General features: G+C 47.7%; 15 protein-coding genes. 5 read left to right on the forward strand and 10 right to left on the reverse strand.

From position 1 onward, the window contains the following. Positions 1–307: 307 nt before the first annotated feature. Together N774_RS0115680 and clpB are read left to right on the forward strand one after the other, a co-directional pair. Positions 308–958, forward strand: coding sequence for a hypothetical protein (locus tag N774_RS0115680; protein ID WP_155250419.1), 651 nt, complete (start codon positions 308–310; stop codon positions 956–958). A gap of 44 nt (positions 959–1,002) precedes the next feature. Beyond that, entirely contained in the window at positions 1,003–3,600 is a 2,598-nt protein-coding gene (gene clpB, locus N774_RS0115685) for an ATP-dependent chaperone ClpB (protein ID WP_024862156.1), read from the forward strand. A gap of 427 nt (positions 3,601–4,027) precedes the next feature. Here clpB and N774_RS0115690 read toward each other — a convergent pair whose 3' ends face one another. Further along, a complete protein-coding gene (locus N774_RS0115690) occupies positions 4,028–6,625 on the reverse strand; it encodes a discoidin domain-containing protein (protein ID WP_024862157.1) in 2,598 nt (865 codons plus the stop codon). Between the two features lie 510 nt (positions 6,626–7,135). Between N774_RS0115690 and N774_RS0115695 the strand changes: the two genes are divergently transcribed. The 3 genes from N774_RS0115695 (at position 7,136) to N774_RS0115705 (ending at position 11,218) form a co-directional block, all read left to right on the forward strand. After that, positions 7,136–7,840, forward strand: a complete 705-nt coding sequence (locus N774_RS0115695) for an ABC transporter ATP-binding protein (RefSeq protein ID WP_024862158.1) — start codon at positions 7,136–7,138, stop codon at positions 7,838–7,840. Further along, positions 7,821–10,574: an FtsX-like permease family protein gene (locus tag N774_RS0115700; protein WP_242836647.1), complete on the forward strand. Its 2,754-nt coding sequence runs from the start codon at positions 7,821–7,823 to the stop codon at positions 10,572–10,574. Before N774_RS0115695 ends, N774_RS0115700 begins: the two co-directional genes overlap by 20 nt. Before the next feature lie 185 nt (positions 10,575–10,759). Then, positions 10,760–11,218 (forward strand): leucine-rich repeat domain-containing protein, encoded by a 459-nt coding sequence (locus tag N774_RS0115705; protein WP_024862160.1) that lies wholly within the window; start codon positions 10,760–10,762, stop codon positions 11,216–11,218. Positions 11,219–11,404: 186 nt separating this feature from the next. Here N774_RS0115705 and N774_RS19295 read toward each other — a convergent pair whose 3' ends face one another. The 9 genes from N774_RS19295 to N774_RS0115760 all read right to left on the reverse strand — a co-directional run bounded on the left by N774_RS19295 (position 11,405) and on the right by N774_RS0115760 (position 20,423). Beyond that, positions 11,405–11,566, reverse strand: coding sequence for a hypothetical protein (locus tag N774_RS19295; protein ID WP_155250420.1), 162 nt, complete (start codon positions 11,564–11,566; stop codon positions 11,405–11,407). Positions 11,567–12,036: 470 nt separating this feature from the next. After that, entirely contained in the window at positions 12,037–12,384 is a 348-nt protein-coding gene (locus N774_RS0115715) for a hypothetical protein (protein ID WP_024862161.1), read from the reverse strand. Positions 12,385–12,513: 129 nt separating this feature from the next. Then, the gene (locus N774_RS0115720; protein WP_024862162.1) at positions 12,514–12,897 is read right to left on the reverse strand and encodes a VOC family protein; all 384 of its coding nucleotides are present in this window, start codon (positions 12,895–12,897) and stop codon (positions 12,514–12,516) included. Between the two features lie 6 nt (positions 12,898–12,903). Then, complete coding sequence (locus N774_RS0115725; RefSeq protein WP_024862163.1) at positions 12,904–13,473, reverse strand: ANTAR domain-containing response regulator; 570 nt, start codon at positions 13,471–13,473, stop codon at positions 12,904–12,906. A gap of 8 nt (positions 13,474–13,481) precedes the next feature. Beyond that, the gene (locus N774_RS0115730) at positions 13,482–14,777 is read right to left on the reverse strand and encodes a glutamine synthetase family protein (protein WP_024862164.1); all 1,296 of its coding nucleotides are present in this window, start codon (positions 14,775–14,777) and stop codon (positions 13,482–13,484) included. An 836-nt stretch (positions 14,778–15,613) separates the two neighbouring features. After that, positions 15,614–16,072, reverse strand: coding sequence for a GNAT family N-acetyltransferase (locus tag N774_RS0115740; RefSeq protein ID WP_024862166.1), 459 nt, complete (start codon positions 16,070–16,072; stop codon positions 15,614–15,616). Between the two features lie 231 nt (positions 16,073–16,303). Next, positions 16,304–16,516, reverse strand: a complete 213-nt coding sequence (locus N774_RS0115750) for an SMI1/KNR4 family protein (protein ID WP_196231565.1) — start codon at positions 16,514–16,516, stop codon at positions 16,304–16,306. Position 16,517: 1 nt separating this feature from the next. Further along, on the reverse strand, positions 16,518–17,612 hold the full coding sequence (gene ychF, locus N774_RS0115755) for a redox-regulated ATPase YchF (RefSeq protein WP_024862168.1): 1,095 nt from the start codon (positions 17,610–17,612) through the stop codon (positions 16,518–16,520). Positions 17,613–17,684: 72 nt separating this feature from the next. Continuing rightward, complete coding sequence (locus N774_RS0115760) at positions 17,685–20,423, reverse strand: bifunctional diguanylate cyclase/phosphodiesterase (protein ID WP_024862169.1); 2,739 nt, start codon at positions 20,421–20,423, stop codon at positions 17,685–17,687. Between the last annotated feature and the right edge of the window lie 54 nt (positions 20,424–20,477).

Below are 20,477 nucleotides of genomic sequence, written 5' to 3' on the forward strand. Positions count from 1 at the left end.
CCTCTCATGTGCTTGATATTGTGTATTAGTTCACTTGCACGCCATAGAAATAGTTTTGTCAAGTAATAAAACTAACCCCTTTCATTTGTAATTTTTTCATGTTTTCTATTCTCAATAACTTTTTTTAACTTATTAATCTATGGCTCGACCTACAGTGCTAAGCGATGAAAATCGTTTGGGTCGAATTCTCCGCTCTTCGTGAGCGGACTTTTTTTACTCTGTGAAATTTGCGTGAAAGATTATATAATCTGCTTGACAAATTCTATAATCTGTGCTATTATCTATATAACAACAGAAGGGAAGTGATGTGCCCGTGAAAAAAAGCGTTTACAGCCTCGTCCTCATGGACGATGTCATAAAAGCCGTGGATAAGCAGGCGTACCGACTGGGGACAAGCCGCTCAAACCTCATAAACCAGATACTTGCAGAGCATCTGTCCTGCGTTACTCCCGAAATGCGCATGAGGGAGATATTTGAACAGGTGGCTGAGCTGGTCAGCAGCAGCTTCCGCGTACAGGAGCAGCGCTCACCGTCGCTTATGACAGTGCGGACGGCTCTGGAATACAAGTATCGTCCTACTATAAATTATAAGGTGGAGCTTGAACGTGCTCCCGCGGAGTATCTCGGAACGCTCCGAGTGAATATACGCACCCAGAGCACGGCGCTCATAGATATGTTCCACAGCTTCTTCGCCTACAGGGCAAAGCTGGAAAAAGCCTACCTGTCAAGGCTGGGCGTGGACAGCTACAGCTGCGAGATAGGTGAGGGAAGCTTCTCACGAAAGCTTATAAACACCCGTATTCTCAGTGAGGAACAGGTAGGGGCGGCCATAGGCGAGTACATCAAGGACCTTGACCGTGCGGTAAAGACCTATTTTGCAGCGCCTGCAGAGTTCGGAGACAATGCGCCCCTATTGGAGAAGAATTACCGCGCTTTGCTTGAAAAGTACATTATTTAGTATAAAAGGAAAGTCTCAAAGTAAAATTTGAAAGGAGAATAAATATGAATGCTGAAAAATTAACTCAGAAGTCCATTGATGCCGTAAGAAAGGCTCAGAGCATTGCTGTTATGCAGTCAAATTCCGTTATCGAGCCCATACATCTCCTTGCGGGACTTGTTCGGCAGGAGAACGGTCTTATACCCCAGCTTCTGAAAAAAATGAACATAGACGAGGATATCTTCGACAGCGAGGTTGAGAAGAAGATAAACGGACTTCCCAAGGTAACTGGAAGCGGCAGAAGCAGCAATATCGGTATCTCTGCGGAGTGTGACCGCGTGCTCACAAATGCTGAGGGTATCGCTTCAAATATGAAGGACGAGTACGTTTCCGTGGAGCACCTTATGCTTGCCCTTATCGACAGCAAGGACAGGGACGTTTCGCAGCTTCTCGGCACCTTTAATATCACTAAGGATTCCTTTCTCGGAGCTCTTATGTCCGTCAGAGGAAGCACCAGAGTTACCACGGAAAATCCCGAGGACACCTACGATGTCCTCACAAAGTACGGTCAGGAGCTTGTGGGACTTGCCCGCAGGAACAAGCTTGACCCTGTTATCGGACGTGACAGCGAGATACGAAACGTTATCCGTATCCTCTCAAGAAAAACGAAAAACAACCCTGTCCTCATTGGTGAGCCGGGCGTCGGAAAAACTGCCATTGCAGAGGGACTTGCCCTTCGTATCGTGGCGGGAGACGTTCCCGACAGCCTTAAAGACCGCAAGGTATTCTCCCTTGATATGGGAGCTCTCGTGGCAGGAGCCAAGTACCGCGGCGAGTTCGAGGAGCGTCTGAAAGCTGTCCTCAATGAGATAAAGAACAGCAACGGTCAGATACTTCTCTTTATTGATGAGCTGCATACTATTGTTGGTGCAGGCAAGACTGACGGCGCTATGGACGCAGGCAACCTCTTAAAGCCAATGCTGGCAAGGGGCGAGCTCCACTGCATCGGCGCTACGACCCTCAACGAGTACCGCCAGTATATCGAGAAAGACCCCGCTCTTGAAAGACGTTTTCAGCCTGTTATGGTGGACGAGCCAAGCGTTGAGGACACTATATCAATACTCCGTGGCCTGAAAGAGCGCTACGAGGTATTCCACGGCGTTAAGATAAGCGACAATGCCCTTATATCTGCGGCTGTGCTGTCAAACAGGTACATCACGGATCGTTTCCTCCCCGACAAGGCTATCGACCTCATAGACGAAGCCTGCGCAACTATCCGTACAGAAATGGACTCCATGCCAACTGAGCTGGACGTTATCTCCCGTAAGATAGTTCAGCTTGAAATTGAAGAAGCTGCCCTTAAAAAGGAGAGCGACAATATCTCACAGGAGCACCTTGAAGAAATTCAGAAGGAGCTTGCGGAGCTCCGCGAGAAGTTCAAGGGCATGAAAGCTAAGTGGGAGAACGAAAAGAACGACATATCCGCTGTGCAGAAGCTCCGTGAGGAGATAGAGCGTACAGGCGGCGAAATAGAAAAGGCAGAGCGCGAGTACGACCTGAACAAGGCTGCCGAGCTTAAATACGGCAAGCTGCCGCAGCTGCAAAAAGAGCTGGAGGAGCTTGAAAAGCAGGCAGAGCACGATGTTGAAAACGGCAGACTGCTCCGTGACAAGGTCACTGAGGACGAAATTGCCAAGATTGTATGCCGCTGGACAGGTATCCCCGTTTCAAAGCTCATGGAGGGCGAAAAGGAGAAGATACTGGGTCTGGAAGGACTGCTCCACAAGAGAGTTATAGGTCAGGACGAGGCTGTAACCAAGGTCAGCGAGGCTATACTCCGTTCACGTGCAGGCATACAGGCACCCGACAGACCTATCGGCTCTTTCCTATTCCTCGGACCTACAGGTGTTGGTAAAACAGAACTTGCAAAGGCTCTCTCGGAGATACTTTTCGATGACGAGCGCAATATTATCCGTATCGACATGAGCGAATACATGGAGAAATTCAGCGTAAGCCGTCTTATCGGAGCTCCTCCCGGATATGTTGGCTACGACGAGGGCGGTCAGCTCACAGAAGCAGTACGCAGAAAGCCGTACTCAGTTGTACTCTTTGACGAGATCGAAAAGGCACACCCTGATGTGTTCAATATACTGCTGCAAGTCCTTGACGACGGTCGTATCACCGATTCACAGGGCAGAACAGTGGACTTCAAGAACACTATAATCATACTCACATCAAACCTGGGTTCGCCGTATATCCTTGATGGTATTGACGAAAACGGCGAGATAACCGACGAAGCCCGCGCACAGGTGGAGGGACTGCTGAAAACACAGTTCAGACCTGAGTTCCTCAACCGTCTTGACGAGATTATCTTCTACAAGCCGCTGGCTAAGACTGAGATAATCAAGATAGTTGATCTTATGCTGGCTGATTTACAGAAGCGTCTTGACGACAAGCATATCCGCATAAATGTAAGCGAAGCGGCTAAGAACTATATCGTTGACTGCGGTTATGATCCCAATTTCGGTGCAAGACCGCTGAGAAGGTTCATACAGCGCAATGTGGAGACTTTGGCGGCAAAGCGCATCATAGGCGGTAATCTGGCAGCAGGTGACGTCATTGATATCGACCTTGACGCAAACGGCAAGCTTGCTGCAACATGATGAAAAAAAGCTCCCGAGAGCGTATTGCTCTCGGGAGCTTTTTTGTAGGGAACGCCGCCCCCGGCGTCCCGCTGATATGATCTGTAGGAGACGGCGTCCTCGACGTCCCGATGTAGGGGCGGATATTATCCGCCAGTTAAGGGACGCCTTCACTTGCAAGGCCCCCTAATTGGGTCCGTCCCCTCTGTCGCGTTGCGACATCTCCCCACCCCGTGGGGAGTCACCCTCTTTCAAAAACAGTCCACTGGACTGTTTTTGAAATTCATCCTTGCGAGGCGCCTTACGTATTTTTGGGGCGCCGCCCCGAACCCTGCAAGGGCTGTCAGCCCTTGACCTGACAAAAGGGTTGTGAACCCTTTGGAATCCCTTTCATATTCTAATAATACTATAAAAAAAGCCCACTCGTTATGAGTGGGCTTTCGTTTGTTTATGCGCTCTTTATGAGCAGCTTTCTCAGTGTCACAAGGTCAAATACGTCGATATTGCCGTCGCCGTTGACATCTGCATTGTCGGGAGCTGTCAGCTTTCCTGCGCCGAGAATGTACTTCTGCAGCATTACAAGGTCTGCCACAGCAACCGAGCCGTCGCCGTTCACATCGCCTGTTACGTCTGCGCCCTGTGAGCCGAATACCGCTATCTCCGCAATATTGCAGAGGTAAACGTCGTCCTTGCTGAGAGGACTTGTGGAAGCTCCCGTAGGGACTTCATAGCGCACATAGCGGGCTTTGAGGTTCTCAAATTCCTCGGTGTAGTTCATCTTGTAAGCAGGCTTGTTCTCAACGGTGTAGATCTTTGTCCAGTTCTGACCGTCAGTGGATACGCTTATGAAGCCGTCTATCATTCGGTACTCATAGCCCTCACGGGGACAGAAGCCGATATTGCCGATACTGCATACGCTGCCGAGATCAAGCTGTACGTAGCCGCCCTCAAGACCGTCGAAGTATGTGCCCAGATCGCCGTCGTAAGCCTTTTCGTAGCTCACGGAAGCTGTGTCCTTCCATGACTTGCTTCCCTCAGCGGAAACAGGTACCAGCTTGTCGTACTTTGGACGTGTGCTCTGGGAAGCCTTGGTTCCGTAGAGAGCTATCTCCGCTATGTTCGCGCAGTACGCGCTGTCGGGATTGTCGCTGTTCTTCGGAGCACCTGTGGGCACCTCATACCGTATATACCTTACTGTCGTATCCCCTGAAAGAGCAGTTACAAAGTGCATACCCGAAGATGGTTTGCCTTTTACGGTATAAAGTGTAGTCCAGTTGGTGCCGTCTGCGGAAGCCTTGAACATTCCGTCTATCATGCGGTATTCATAGCCGCCTCTTGGAGCATAGCCGATAGCGGACAGGTCGTAGAGCTCGCCTAAGTCTACCTGTACCCAGCCGTCTGCAACGCCGTCGAAGTAGGTGCCTGTGCTGCCGTCGAAAGCTTTGGCGTAGCCTGTTGAAGCGTCACTCTTCCATGAGTCCGAGCCGCTTATCATGCCCGATGTGATGTCGATTTTATCGGTGAGAGTTGTTCCGCCCTTGACTCCGTCGATTATGAAAGTTGTAACGGAATTGCCTGCAAGGGAAGTCTTGAGGGCTCCGCCGCTGATGTCTATAGTACCTGCGTCAGCCCAGTTTTCTGAGCTGCTTGTGCGTATCACCTTTGCGCTTGTACCGCACTGGCTGAACTGTGAAAGGTCATAGACCATATCCGACTTGTTAGCTGATGTATTATATGATACGATAACCAGCTGTCCGTTTTTCTCGTCAAATGCAGCCAGCGTATTTCCCGAGGTTTTCAGCATTGTCATACCGGGACGGATATATCTTGTGTACTGACCGAAGCAGTAGTACTTCTTGGAGAGAACTATCTCGTTCTTGTCGTGGTCTGCAACAGCGGTTCCCCAGAAGCCCTTGGTCATGTCCACCATGCCCGAGTCCTTTTTGCCGTTGTAGCCCGTTGAGCTTACGTGCTTGTCGATTACCTGCCAGAGTATCCACGCTGACGAATTAAGTCCGTTGCAGTCAGTGGTGATACGCTCCGAAAGCCAGAGTCCGGGAGCCATAGCACCTGCATTCTGACCTGCTGTGCCGTTGCCGTCCACCTCGCTCATCCAGAGATTCCTGCCTGCGTTAATGGCAGTATTTTTCAGCTGTGTACGCTGACTTCCGCCGTATGTATGTGTGTCGATACGTCCGATAAGAGCCTTTGTGGTATCGGACATCTTGTTCCAAGAGCTTATCTGAGTGTCGATGATAGACTCGTCGTTGGCGCTGATGATGATATCGTTGAGATTGCGTTTTTTGAGGGATTTTGCAAGCTCCTGATATATCTTGTCCATTGAAGCGCCCTGGTCGAAGTGGCAGCCCTCCTGTTTTGCGCTGTATGCGCCCCAGTAGTTGGTGTAGGGCTCGTTCATGGGAGTGATACTCTGAACGTGAATGCCCCAGTCGTTTTCGTAGTGGGCAGTTACTTCCGCGAGGTACTCCGCAAAATCTGTATATTTATCGTCGCGGAGATTATTCTTTCCCGAGTTCTTATTTCCTGAGCTGCAGCCGCTCTGCGTCATGTAGTAGGGCGGAGAGTTTGAGAACATCTCCACTATCATGTCGTCGCCTGCGGCTTCGATACATTTGCGGAGCACGTTTCGCTGATTGGCGTCAGCGTTCCAGTCGTAGGTGACTGCGCCGTTGTTGTACTTGGTATAGCCCGGCATATTGGAGTCGGTACGGGTTATGTGGTCGTGAGTAGGATCGTCTCCTCCGCCTATATTGAATCGTGCGATGTTCAGACGGAGACCGTCGTCACCGTAAAATGTGTCTGCTGCTTTCTGAGCGAGGGTGTCCGAATAGCCTACACGGTTCGCCCACCAGCACAGAGATGTGCCCCAGCCTTCGAACTTACCGCCGTTTATGTCGTAAACGTCGTAAGGGGAAAGGCTGATGTTAGTTGCTGCACTCGCTTCAAATGCAGGCAGAGCAGAAGTCATAGATGTCAGGACTGCGATTGCCGCAGCAGCCGAACATATCTTGCGTAAAATTTTCATTTCCCAATTCTCCTTTATTTTAAATTTCCGTCCGCGGATACAAATCCTATATATATTATACCGCAACATTTGGAAAAAGTAAATAAAAAACCGCAATAATTGAGAATTATATGATATAATTTTTCTAATACAGCATAAATAATATATATTATGCACAATATGTTATGTCAATTATGACGCTCTCAGCCTATAGCATAGTTTGCTGCCGTGGCAGCTGTTCTATTTGGTTTTATGTTATAAGCAAGGTGCCTGTACTGCTTTTAGGCACTGAGATAAATTGATGATATAGTTTTTTTGCTGTGCTTGTTGCTATTTGGGGATTTATATGCTATAATCAAAATTGCAGTGCCGTCGCCGTGCAGAGGCGGAGCTCCGCTCCGCCTGACGGTTTCGCGCATTATAAAAAATGAACACTTTGTATTCGGCAGCGAAACCGTCGGACGCAGGCGTCCCTGCACGGCTTCAATGCTGCGATACTGCAATAAATACAAGCTTTGAGAAAGGAAAACTATGAGCGCTTACGTTGAGTTTAAAAATGTGAAAAAGACCTATAAGACGGGCGAGATAGAGGTACACGCCCTTAACGACGTAAACTTTGAGATAAATAAAGGGGAGTTCTGCGTTATTGTTGGAGCTTCGGGTGCGGGAAAGACCACAATCCTCAATATACTTGGAGGTATGGACACTCTCACCGAGGGCAGCGTTTTTCTTGACGGTATGGAGATATCCGCCCTCAGCAAGAAGAAGCTGACCGCCTACAGGCGCTATGATGTGGGCTTTGTGTTCCAGTTCTACAATCTTGTGCAGAACCTGACCGCCCTTGAAAACGTGGAGCTTGCTTCACAGATATGCCGCGAGCCACTTGACGCAGCTAAGATACTCGAACAGGTGGGACTTGCCGAGCGTACAAAGAATTTCCCTGCGCAGCTGTCGGGCGGCGAACAGCAGCGAGTTGCTATCGCCAGAGCCCTTGCCAAAAATCCAAAGCTTCTCCTGTGCGATGAGCCTACGGGTGCTCTGGATTATGCCACAGGAAAGCAGGTTTTGCAGCTCCTGCAGGATACCTGCCGAAAGAACGGCATGACGGTAGTGGTCATCACCCACAATCAGGCTCTCACGCCTATGGCTGACCGTATCATAACCGTCAGCAGCGGTACCATTTCAAGCGTGCGAATGAACGACAATATCGTGGATATTGCCGACATCGAATGGTGACGCCATGGGTTCTGCTGTAAGAAAGAACACACTCCGTGAGATACGGGGCACGTTCGGAAGATTTTTTGCAATAATGGCTATCATAGCTCTGGGAGTGGGCTTCTTTACGGGGGTAAGGATAGTTACTCCCGCTATGGTGAAAACGGTGGACAAGTTCCTTGACGACAATCAGCTTTACGACTACAGGCTGCTCTCGTCCATAGGCTGGGAAGAGGACGACGTTGACGACTTCAGGAGCCGTCCCGAGGTACGCTATGCAGAGGGCTCATATACCCTTGATATACTGACGGCAGGCTCCAGCGAATATGTTCTGAGAGCTCATTCCCTTACCGACAATATAAACGGTATACGCCTGACCGCAGGAAGAATGCCGCAGAATGAGAACGAGTGCATAATCGAGGACGGAAAATTCACTATCGGCGGCACTATCGCTCTTGCCGAGGATAATTCCGACACCGTGAAAAACGCACTGAAAAGCCATACATTTACCATAGTTGGTTCTGCGGATTCGTCTATGTATATCAATTTCGAGCGCGGAACTACCTCCGTGGGAAACGGCGAGGTATCCGCATTTGTCTATCTTCCCAAGGAGGCTTTCGACCTTGAGGTCTATACCGAGGTCTATGTGCGCTTCGATCAGGACTATGAGATATACTCCGACGAGTACGACACATTTATGGACGGCAGGGACAAGCAGTGGGAGGGCTTTGCCCGTGAACGTACTGATATCCGCTTTGACAGGCTTTACAGTGAAGCTGAGGACAAGCTCAGCGACGGCAGGGAAGAGCTTGAAAAGAACCGCGCCGACGGTCAGGAGAAGCTTGATAAGGCTAAGACCGACCTTGACAGCGGCAAGGCTCAGCTTGACGAGCAGCTTGCACAGCTTGAACAGATACGGGACGTAGCTCCTCAGCAGTATTCCGCAGGTATGGAGCAGTACAACGCTGCTTATGCGGATTACGAAAAGGGTCTGGCGGACTATGAGAGCTCCAAGGCTGACTTCGACAAGCAGATATCCGACGCTGAGGCGGAGCTCAAAAAGGGCGAGAACGACCTTGCAGCGCTGAAAAAGCCCGATATTTACGTCCTTGACCGCAATGCCAATATCGGCTACGCCTGCTTTGAGAGCGATTCTGATATAGTCGCGCAGGTCGCTCGTGTTTTCCCAATATTCTTTATCCTTGTGGCAGCTCTTGTGTGTATGACTATCATGAGCCGAATGGTCGAGGAGCAGCGTACACAGATCGGCGTTTTAAAGGCGCTGGGCTACTCCGAGGGCACTGTTATGGGCAAGTTCATATTTTATTCGGGACTGGCAGCTATGATAGGCTGCGTGCTGGGCTACAGTCTTGGCACATATATCTTCCCCAAGATTATCTGGAAGACCTATACCCTCATGTATCTTGAACTGCCTATAGACTATATGTTTGACAGCAGGCTTGCCCTCATTGCACTGGCGGTATCGCTGATATGCTCTGTTGGAGTTACATGGTTCAGCTGCCGCGTGGAGCTCTCCGAAACAGCAGCAAGCCTTATGAGACCAAAAGCTCCCAAGGCAGGCAAGCGCGTTCTTCTTGAATACGTTACTCCGGTGTGGAAAAGGCTGAAATTCCTGCACAAGGTATCCATACGCAACATATTCCGCTACAAAAAGCGCCTTTTTATGATGATACTTGGTATCGGCGGCTGTACAGCCCTGCTCGTTACGGGCTTCGGCATAAAGGATTCTATTGCAGGCTTTGCGGATATGCAGTACGACGAGATACAGGTGGCTGACGCCTCGGCTAACCTGAGAAATATCGGGACAGAGTTCCCCGAGGGGCTTGCAGACGTTCTCAGCGAGAATACTCAGAACTACACTCTGCTTTACACGGGAGCGTGGGACCTGCTCTACGGGAAAAAGGTCAAAAGCGTTACCGTGAATGCTGCGGATTCCTTTGACGGCATGGAAAAGTATTTCGACCTGCACAGCGTAAAGGGCGAAAAATTAGCTCCTCCTGCTGAGGGAGAAGCCATAGTCAGCCACAGCATTGCCGAGCGCTACGGTATAAAAAAGGGCAGCATGATGAAGCTCCGCGACGAGAATATGCGTGAGCTTAACGTAAAGGTAACGGGTGTTTTCGAGAACCACGTTTATAATGTGGTATTTCTGAGCAAAAGCACCATGGAGCAGCAGCTTGGAGAGCCCGTGTCCGTGAACTACGCTTTTCTCAACTTCAAGGAGGGAGCGGACAACTACAAGACTACTGCTGCACTGTCCAAAAACGGCAATATCACCGCAGTAATGATATTTGACGACTTAAAGGAAAGACTGGGCAAGATGATGAGCAGCCTTGACTATATCGTGCTCATTGTTATCATATGCGCCGCAGGACTTGCCTTTATCGTACTTTACAGCCTTACAAACATAAACATAACCGAGCGTGTCCGCGAGATAGCCACTATCAAGGTTCTGGGCTTTTTCAGGCATGAGACCTCGGCTTATGTGCTCCGCGAGAATCTCGCTCTTACAGCCTTTGGCACTGTAGTCGGACTTGGTGCGGGAGTACTGCTCCATGCCTTTGTTATGGCTCAGATACGGGTGGACCTTGTGGACTTCAGCGTCCGTATATTGCCGAAAAGCTTTCTTTGGAGCGCACTGCTCACATTCCTGTTCAATTTCATCGTTGACCTGTTCATGGTGTTCAAACTGGAGCGCATAAATATGGCTGAATCACTTAAATCAATCGAGTAACTTAAATTCGGCAGTGAAATTCACAGCTCATTCAAAATGGCATGTGACTTTTTGTGCAAGTATCTGAATATAAACTATATATTTTGCTCCTGATTGACATTTTGGTAGTTTTATGTTATACTATGGTTGAGCCAATGTGGGGCTCTGGGGATTGTATCGATGTTTTTCGATAAGGAGAAAACTGAATGAATTACAAGATCAGAAGAGGTGTACTTAAAAAGTACAAAGACGAAAAAGGCGTTACCGAGATCTTCATTCCCGATAATGTCGGAATTATCGATGAGGGCGCTTTCAGTGGCTGTACGAATCTTGTGAGGATACTGGTACCCGAGACAGTGCAGGTCATTTCGGATACAGCGTTCAGCGGCTGCGAGAACCTCAGATCTATCAATCTTCCTGAAAGCACTATCAGGCTTGGTTGGTATGCATTCCGTGGATGCCATCGCCTTGCTGATCTCACCATTCCCTCTACTTTACAGGAGATCGGTCAGCATGCCTTTGCAGGCTGCAGCGACCTTTCCACAGTAAAGGTCATTCACGATGACAGGGTCTATGAATTTGTGATAAGCGGTGAGTTCGACAATAAGGAATGGCAGAAGATAAGACATTCGCTCAACCACGTGAGCAAATCTATAGCTGTATAACTTCACACCCCCGTCCGTAATAATGGGCGGGGTGTTTCCTTTTTGCTGCGCTTACACACGCAGCTGTGCCGTGGGTACGCTCAAAGCAGCGGTTCTCGGATATTGTATTCAGGCTATTACATTAAGAAAAGCGCGGGAGTTCAATTCTCCCGCGCTTTTGCTGTAAATTATGATAATTCGGTCAGCTTACCTTTCGTTTGAGGCAGTCAGGTACTCATAATTTGAAGTAAAATCCTCCATTTCAAAGTCCTTGGAATCGAATTCATAATCATCAAGCTTATATAAAAAATTCCGTCCGTCTGAATAGGATTTTTCATATGAGAGCAGATTCCCGTTTTCATTCAGCACAACTGTGTAGTATATGGTATACTCCCCTACATTGCCTAATTTATAAGTGATGCTGTATTTATACTTTGTACCGTCTTTTACCTTGCTGCTTTTAAAGGAACACTTCTTTTCGTCATATGAATTATTGTAAGCAGTAAATGAGGCTTTGTTAAGATCATATCTCAGATCCTGATAAACGGAGAAATATTCAAAGCCGGGTGCATTATATGAAAAATATAAAAATTTGTCATTAAGTTTATCTGTTTTTTCTTCGCCTGTTTCCTTGTCAAGTATCGTATATACTGATTTTTCGTTCTTGGAAAAAAGATCAAACGATGACTCTTTGCGTTTGTATATTCCCTCGCCTGTAGTATGTGTTATTCTTTTTTTACAGTCGCATTTGAACTCGCCTGTAATATTTTTATTGTAAATCTTTTTTTCTGCTTTGACCCATTTCAGCTCTGAAATCTCGTCTTTTAAGCCCTGCGGATCTAATAAATAGCAGCTTGTCCAGTTAAACTCCTGACTGCTTGTGGGGGACAGGGATAGTAAGTAGCGTGTTTGTCTTCGGGATCTTCCGCAAATATCGCCCTTACTTCTTCCTTTGACAGGACATTTGGGTCATATTCCTCGGTTTCGGGCTGAGTAGTAACAGCGCTTTCGGCAGTCGTTTCCGTACTGCTTGTTGAAGCAGTATTTTCTGAGCTGCTTTGTGCAGCAGTATCTTCCGAACTGCTTGGCGCAGCTGGATTATTTCCGCATGCCGCTGTGCCGCAGACAAGCAAAAGAACGCCTAAAAGTCCGCTGTAAAATCTGTTATGCCGCATTGATAGTTTCATTTTTTTCTCCGATCAGGCAAGATATGTGTTAAATGGTAAAATCTTAATATGCATTATAGCACACAAAAGTCCATGTGTAAATAAAAATGCCATAATGCTTCCTGGGGAGAAGTATTATGGCATGATGTTTTATACTGTAAGCTCTATCTGATTGCCCTCTATACCCACGATACAGCTCTCATAATAGCCGTCACCCGTAGTTCTCGGACCGCTGAGCACCTCGTATCCGTCAGCTTTCAGACGCGCGGTCAGCTCATCTACTTTTTCCCTGCTGCCGAGACTGAACGCAATGTGGACAAAGCCCATTCGAGCAATAGCATTGTCGGAGTCCGCAAGCTGAGGACGTGTCATTATCTCCAGTCTTGCACCGCCGTCAAAGCTGAGGAAATATGAGCGGAAATCGGTAGTCTTGTTATGGTAGCCGCTGTTAGAAGAAGCTCCCAGATACTTCAAAAAGAAGGCTCTTGCGGCTTCAAGGTCGCGGACGTACATTGCAATATGTTCTATCTTCATGGTATATCATTCATACTGGGCAAGGATACGCTGCGCCACCTCAAGACGGGTCTGGCGGTTGTTCATTGCCTGTTTTTCGATGTATTTATGAGCCTGTGGCTCTGTGAACTTCAGATACTTCATAAGAGTGGTCTTGGCGCGGTTGATAGTGCGCATCTCCTCGATACGGCTGAGTATATCCGCGCTTTCCTTTTTTACGCCTGCCATACGGGCACGAGCCGAGAGGACGAGCCTGATAGTACGCTGTAATATCTCACGGGTATACGGTCTGGAAATGACGTTTATACCGCTGTCTGAAACACGGTCTGCCACTTCGTCGGCAACGTCGCCGCCGCATATGAGTATTATGCCTGCCGAGGTAGTCTCGGCTATCATTTCCGCAAGCTCCTGTCCGAATTCGTCGGGCAGGGGAGTGTTTATTATGACCAGCTCGGGCTCGCTTTCGTTTTTGACAAGTCTGCGGGCTTCGCTTCCGCTTACGGCTACTGCTGTCCTGCCGCAGCCCTCTATGCGCAGGAGCTGCTCGGCAAGCTCCGATATCTCAGCTCTTGCTGATACAATGAGCGCTCTGTCCATTGATTACCTCACACGAATTTGAAATAGGACTCTTCCTCAAATTTATCCTTGTCTGCTGCAAGCTCATAGTCGCGGAGCTGTCTGTCCAGCTGAGCGAAAATGCTGCTCCTTATCTCGGGAGAAAGAGTACGCTTTACGAAGTCGCTTTCCTTTGCGATAGCGGCAGCCTCCTCAAGAGTTGAGGGGAGCTTCTGGAACAGGTCGCAGTTTTCGCCGCTGTGCATTGCACTCTCGAAAAGTGAGGAGTCGCCTGCGCGGATACCCTCTATACCTGCGGCAAGAATGAGCTTGAAGGTGATATAAGGGTTACAGCAGGCGTCTGCGGAACGCAGCTCGATACGGGGAGTTATTCCCACGGGTTTTGGTACGCGGATAAGCTGAGCGCAGTTTTCCGACGACCAGTTGATGTATTTAGGCGCAAAGCCTATGCCGAAGCGCTTGTAGGAGTTTGTGGTGCTGTTGAGAAAAGCGGTTATCTCCCTCATTCTGCCAAGAATACCCGATATGAAGCACTTGCCCTCAAAGGGCATATTCTCGGTATCATTGCCGATGATGTTCTCGCCGCCCTTTTTCACGCTTATGGATATGCTGAGAGCGCTTCCGTGCTCGTCGGGGAGCGGCTTCGGCATGAACGATGCGAAAAGACCGTTCTGTGCGGCAATGGACTTAACTACGGTCTTGTAATGTACCATATTGTCGGCAGCGGTTATTGGCTCGCTCTCGCGGAACTCTATCTCGTTCTGTGCGGGACCGTGCTTGTGGCAGGAGCTCTTCGGGCTCATGCCCATTTCCTCCAGGGAGAGACATATCTCACGTCTTGCGTTCTCGCACTTGTCAAGGGGAGCAACGTCAAGATAGCCGCCCTTGTCGTGGGGTATCTTTGTAGGCTCGCCCCGCTCGTCAAGCTCAAAGAGGTAAAACTCGCACTTTGTGCCCATTTCGCAGGAATATCCGTCCAGTCGTAGCTGATTGATGTAGCTGGTGAGCTCGGTACGCATATCGCCCACGTAGTCGCTTCCGTCGGTGTTTTTCAGCGAGCAGAAGAAGCGGACAACGCGTCCCGACTTAGGTCTCCACGGGAGAACGGAAAGCGTTGATATATCGGGCACAAGGAGCAGATCGGAGCAGCCCTCGGCGATGCATGAAGCATCGAAAGGTATGCCGTACTCAAATGCTCTCGGCAGCTCGTTTGGCATGATAGCCACGTTTTTGAGATTGCCGAACATATCACAGAAAGTAAGTCTTATAAATTTTACGTCGTTCTCTTCAACGAATTTCAGTATCTCTTTAGGAGAAAAGCTCATTTATATACCCCCATGTCTATTGTATAACAATAGAATAGTTTTATTTTTCATTAAGGCATTTAGTCCTGTTGCAATTACTGCAATTTAAGCCAGGACACTTCAAAACAGGTTTATCCATTTCATCATTCAGATCAAATCTATGAATTACCCTTTGGTTCTTGTATTCTTTTTCAAAAACATTATTATCATCATAGTCGTCACAGTTTTTACCACATATAAGGCATTTGTCATTCTTATATATATGTTTGCATTGCATATTACATATAGAGCATACTCCATTTATAAAGTTATGCCTATGATCAGGATCAATAATCCCACAAATAGTACACTTTGAATCCACATACTTTATATGCATACATTCGATATTGCAAATAGTACATTTTCCGTCTTTATAAATATGCTTGCATCTAATATTACATATTTTACATCTTCCGTTTTGGTAACTATGTTTATGTGAAGGATCAATTTGATCACAAACGGTACATCTATAATTATAGTAAGAATGTTTGTGAGTTGGATCAGTTTTACCACATTTTGTGCATTTGCCATTTATGTATACGTGTATATGTTCAGGCTCATTTATATTTTCATACGTAGAGGGTGTAGTATTATCGACATTGGTATTTTTTTGAAAAATATCACGTAATAAACTTATTATTAAAGGCAGTATAGGTAGGATTATTATTATACATATAATTAAAGTGAAAGAATTTGATAAAAAATCAGCCATAATAATACCTCACTAATTAGTTTAATTACTTATCGTAATATAAATATGCTTTTTATTAACAAGGATTTGTAAAGTTATATGGCAAAATTTCACCTATGCCCTTGATTTATTTTAATGCCATAACATATATCTGGCAGGGGTTATCCTCGTCCCAGAGTGTGGGGAATACCTCGAATTCCTTGAAGCCGCAGCTTATATAGAACATATTGGTCTTGTCGTAGTCCTCGTATTTGCCCATCTGAACTGTTTTAACCTGCATGAAGGAATAGCCTTTTTCAACAGCGATAGCCTTAGCATTCTCAAAGAGCTGCCGACCGATTCCGCTGCGGTGATAGTCCTTCAGCACACCCATTACAGCCAGTTCAACGGTAGCATTTCCTGTTTCTTTCAGACACAGGAAGCCCACGTATTCGTCATTCTCTTTAGCTGCGATAAATATCTGGTCAGCACTTTCGCGGATATACTGTTCGCGGCTCTCGTCAACCTCGAACCATTCCCTGAGTGCTTCAAGGACTTTTCGTGCTATTGTCCTTTTTGCGTCTTTATCAAAAATCTGCTCTATCATTTATTGTTTCTCCGTAGGTCATGAAACTGCTATGTCGATAATGTAATCCATTACCTCATAAAAATCAGAAAACGCCAGACATTCTTCTTTTATATCATCATAATTTTCATATTCATAGAAAATAAAGGAATCATATCTTTTATCAAAGCATATATGTTTTGAATTATAGTAGCCAAGTATCAGCAATTCATCAGGGACACTGCCATCTGAATAATCAAAGTTTATTCTGAATTAATCATTCAGATCGACGCTGAATAATTCACAGTCACCGCCGAATAACACAGCGCCGTTTGACAGCCTCAGAAAGTCCTTGTAAGACTCGGGAATAACGACATTGGCAGCCTTTTCAAAAGTCTCTATCTGGGAATCAGATGCAGGAGAAGCAAATTCAGACTTCATCCAGTTGTCTTGTATCGCTTTTATGCGTTCGATACGTTCTTTCATATCAGACATTGAATCTGAACAGAACTATATCTCCGTCCTGCATAACGTACTCCTTGCCCTCAAGGCGGACAAGTCCCTTTTCCTTTGCGGCAGCCATGCTTCCGCAAGCCATAAGGTCGTCGTAGGAGATGACCTCGGCACGGATAAAGCCCTTTTCAAAGTCGGTATGTATCTTACCTGCTGCCTGGGGAGCCTTAGTGCCCTTGGTGATAGTCCATGCGCGGACCTCCTGCTTGCCTGCTGTGAGGTAGGAGATAAGTCCCAGAAGCGCATAGCCCTCCTTGATGATACGATTGAGACCTGATACTTCCAGACCAAGCTCACTGAGGAACATTGCCTTGTCCTCGTCGCCCATATCCGATATCTCAGCCTCTATCTGTGCGCAGATAGGAAGCACAGCGGAGTGCTCCTCAGCTGCAAGAGCGCATACAGCCTTGTAATTCTCATTTGTGTCTATATTGTTTGTGAAGTCGTCCTCGCTGAGGTTAGCCGCATAGATAACGGGCTTTGCGGACAGCAGGGGAGTTGACTTAATGAGCTCGCGCTCCTCGTCTGTGAAGTCAAAGCCTCTTGCGGACTTGCCGTTTTCAAGGTGAGCCTTTAATCTTTCAAGGAACTCAGCCTCCGCAAGGTACTTTTTATCGCCCTTTGCAGCCTTTTTAGCGCGGTCGATACGTCTTTCAACCATTTCGATATCGGAGAATATGAGCTCCAGATTGATAGTTTCGATGTCGCGGAGAGGATTTATGCTTCCGTCAACGTGAATGATGTTGGGGTCCTCAAAGCAGCGTACAACGTGAACGATAGCGTCCACCTCACGAATATCCGCAAGGAACTTGTTTCCGAGACCCTCGCCCTTTGAAGCTCCCTTTACCAGACCTGCGATATCAACGAATTCCAGAGTTGCGGGAGTGAACTTATCAGGCTCGTACATTTCTGCCAGCTTGTCCAGTCTCTCATCGGGAACTGATACTATACCTACGTTCTTTTCGATAGTACAGAACGGGTAGTTTGCAGATTCTGCACCTGCGTTTGTGAGTGCGTTGAAAAGTGTGCTTTTGCCCACGTTGGGCAGACCGACCATACCAAGTTTCATATTTATTTCTTACCTTTCTTAATCATATACTTTATCATATGTATCCCCGCCGTAAAGGCGGGGAAATAATTCTTAATTGCTTGCGTAAGTTATGCGCTTGTTGTTTACAAGTGAGCTTACGGTGGAGTTCTGTATCTGGACATCGCCGCTGTTTGTGCCGATATCCTTTGGATTTCCTGCGTTGACAGTCATGGACACCTTTGAGTCGATGATAGTGAGATTTCCAGCACCTGCTGCGTCGCCGATGCCTGTTACCTCGTCGCCCTCGGAGTCAATAGTAATCTCTGCATTCTTTATCTTAGTGTTCACACTGCCTTTCATAGCACCGATACAGGAGTGCTTGGCGGAACGCATTTTCATATTGATCTTGCCCTGCTTGATGTAGATGCTGCCCTCGCCGTCTTCGAGAACGCCGATGCCTACTGCCTGAGCGCCTGTGCAGGACATGGTGATGTCAGCTCCCGAGCTTATGGTAGCAATGCCCTTGCAGCTTCCGATACCTGTTACCTTGATACCCGAGATAGTGATATCCAGCTTGCAGTCCTCGCCGATGTCGATATTGGCGTCGCCGTTGAAGCTGCCGACAGCAAGACCGTTATGTGAGTACATGAATATCTTTATATTGCCCGAGCGCAGGTCGATATCCGAGTCGTCATCGTTATGGCCGCCGCCTATGCACATGGACTCGACGCTGTTGGAGATTATCTCCAGATTTCCGCTGAAATCAATGATTATATCGCCGTAGCCGTGGTCGTAGTCGTTGCCGATACCGATTCCCTCAGAGGCATAGCAGTCGATAGTCAGGTCGCCCTTGCCGCCCAGTACGAACTGGGAGCCCATAGGTACATAGATGCCCGAGTAGCTCAGCTTGTTGGTCTTGACAACATTGAGCTCCAGGCGTGCGTACTCGCCCACGGTGATAGTTGGCTTGCTGTTGCCGCTTATGATGTTGCAGTTCTTCAGGGTCAGCTCGCAGCTGTGATTGTCCATGATGGAGATATTCATCTTCACGGGCTTGTCGGGATCGCCGACTATAGTGAGCTTGCTCTGATAAACGTGGATATCGGTGTATTTTTCCAGCGCCAGCTTCAGCAGATCGATCTCCGTGTCGTTCTGGGCTGCGTATATCTTCTTTACGCCGCCGGGACGTGTTTCGAGATTGGTCTTGATTATCTCGTCCTTTATATCTGCGGAAATGCTGTTGAGGAGCAGGGGCTTTGGCTTCGATGTGTAATAGCCCTGCACAAGGTCAACTCCGAGACGGATAACGGTTTTCAGCTCCTGCACTGTCTCAACGCCCTCAGCAAGGGATTTGAGCTGATTCTCGTGGCAGAACTCGATAACAGATGTTACCAGCTGCTGCTTTTTCAGATCGTTCTGGATATCGCTTATGAGTGAACGGTCTATCTTGATGTAATCCGGTGAATAGTGCAGCAGATTGGACGAGTTGGAATAGCCTGTGCCGTAGTCGTCGATAGCAAGCGTGGTATGTGCGAAGCCGCAGCGCTTTTTGAGCAGCTCTATGCTCTCGGCTGTAGCCGCAGATTCCTCCACTATCTCGATGACTGTCTTTTCAAGGAGCTCGCCGTATGTAAGGTACAGCTCGTTGAAGTCCTCGTCGCTGAGGAGATTGTTTGAAAGGCAGTTTATAAAGAGCTTGCGGTTTTCAAATACCTGCTGATTATCGCTGAGGAGCTTCATGGTGTTGAAGAAGGTCAGCTTCTCGATAGCATACAGGTCATTCTGAGCGGCAGCTATTTTCAGTATCTGATTGGGAGTCATCTTTATATCGCCGATGGTTCTCATGAGAGCCTCATAGCCCACTATCTCGCCCTTCTGGGTCTCAACGATAGGCTGTAGGTGATAGGTGAGGAGATTCTCCTGCACGATACGTGAAAAGGTCTGTGCATTGCGGTAGGAGTCCTTTTCGTGGACGTAGTTTTCCTCCGAGAACCAGTTGATAACGGCTCGTTTTGCGGTCTTGGCTTCAAAGAGAGCAAATTCCGAATAATTCACCAGCATATTGAAGTCCGAGGCTTCCTCGGGATAGGAAGCGCAGCCTATGGACAGACTTATCCTGCTCTTGTCGGAGATGTCGATTATCTCGCCGAAATCGTCAGTGAGGATACAGTTCTGCACAGCCTCGTCCATGCTGTTGAGGATATTGTATATGCTCATCTTGTCGCTGTCGCAGAAGAAAACGCATATCTCATAGTTGGATTTTGAGCCGATTATGAGAGTATCGCTGGCAAAGCCTTTCAGCGCTTCCGCAACTGATGTGATACAGCTGTTGGTGTTGTCAACAGTTAGATATGAGCCCAGCTTGTCTATGCCGTTTATGTAGATAGTGGCAAGGCAGCCGTGCTGTATATCGGTGAGTATCTGCTTTATTTTCTGTGAGAACGACGGGAATGAGGGCAGTCTTGTAATGGGATCGTACTCCACAAAGGCTTTTTTGTCGCTGAGCTCTGTGATCTGGCGGGTGAAGTCCTGAATAAAGCCCAGCCATTCGTCGCTGCTCTCATAGATGTTCATTTTTATATAACGAGTTGTATTTCCGTCAGTAAACTTGTAAATATGCTTCTGCCCCTCTAAAGGGCATTTTGAGATCTTTTCAAGAAGATTGAAGAACTCGAATTCGTTGATCTTTTCACTCGGGCAGCCGAGCATATGACAGGCGGATGAATCAAGATATGCAGCCTTGTCCTTTGCGATGTATGTAAACGCACCAATATTACCGACAAACTGCTGGAATACCTGCCAATCATGGCTTAACACGGGCGGAGTCTGGCTAAAATCAAAAATACTCATACTCACTCCTTTTTGCTTGCGGATACAAAGGATATTTCCGCAGCGTGCCTGACT

Source organism: Ruminococcus flavefaciens AE3010 (assembly GCF_000526795.1).
Classification (GTDB): domain Bacteria; phylum Bacillota; class Clostridia; order Oscillospirales; family Ruminococcaceae; genus Ruminococcus; species Ruminococcus flavefaciens_D.

Coding starts and splice junctions, on each gene's coding strand:
- N774_RS0115740 (WP_024862166.1), bottom strand. CDS start 16,072: ATGATAGAGCAGATTTTTGATAAAGACGCAAAAAGGACAATAGCACGA.
- N774_RS0115750 (WP_196231565.1), bottom strand. CDS start 16,516: ATGAAAGAACGTATCGAACGCATAAAAGCGATACAAGACAACTGGATG.
- N774_RS0115720 (WP_024862162.1), bottom strand. CDS start 12,897: ATGAAGATAGAACATATTGCAATGTACGTCCGCGACCTTGAAGCCGCA.
- N774_RS0115760 (WP_024862169.1), bottom strand. CDS start 20,423: ATGAGTATTTTTGATTTTAGCCAGACTCCGCCCGTGTTAAGCCATGAT.
- N774_RS0115695 (WP_024862158.1), top strand. CDS start 7,136: ATGAGCGCTTACGTTGAGTTTAAAAATGTGAAAAAGACCTATAAGACG.
- ychF (WP_024862168.1), bottom strand. CDS start 17,612: ATGAAACTTGGTATGGTCGGTCTGCCCAACGTGGGCAAAAGCACACTT.
- N774_RS0115705 (WP_024862160.1), top strand. CDS start 10,760: ATGAATTACAAGATCAGAAGAGGTGTACTTAAAAAGTACAAAGACGAA.
- N774_RS0115725 (WP_024862163.1), bottom strand. CDS start 13,473: ATGGACAGAGCGCTCATTGTATCAGCAAGAGCTGAGATATCGGAGCTT.
- N774_RS0115730 (WP_024862164.1), bottom strand. CDS start 14,777: ATGAGCTTTTCTCCTAAAGAGATACTGAAATTCGTTGAAGAGAACGAC.
- N774_RS0115690 (WP_024862157.1), bottom strand. CDS start 6,625: ATGAAAATTTTACGCAAGATATGTTCGGCTGCTGCGGCAATCGCAGTC.
- N774_RS0115715 (WP_024862161.1), bottom strand. CDS start 12,384: ATGAAACTATCAATGCGGCATAACAGATTTTACAGCGGACTTTTAGGC.
- clpB (WP_024862156.1), top strand. CDS start 1,003: ATGAATGCTGAAAAATTAACTCAGAAGTCCATTGATGCCGTAAGAAAG.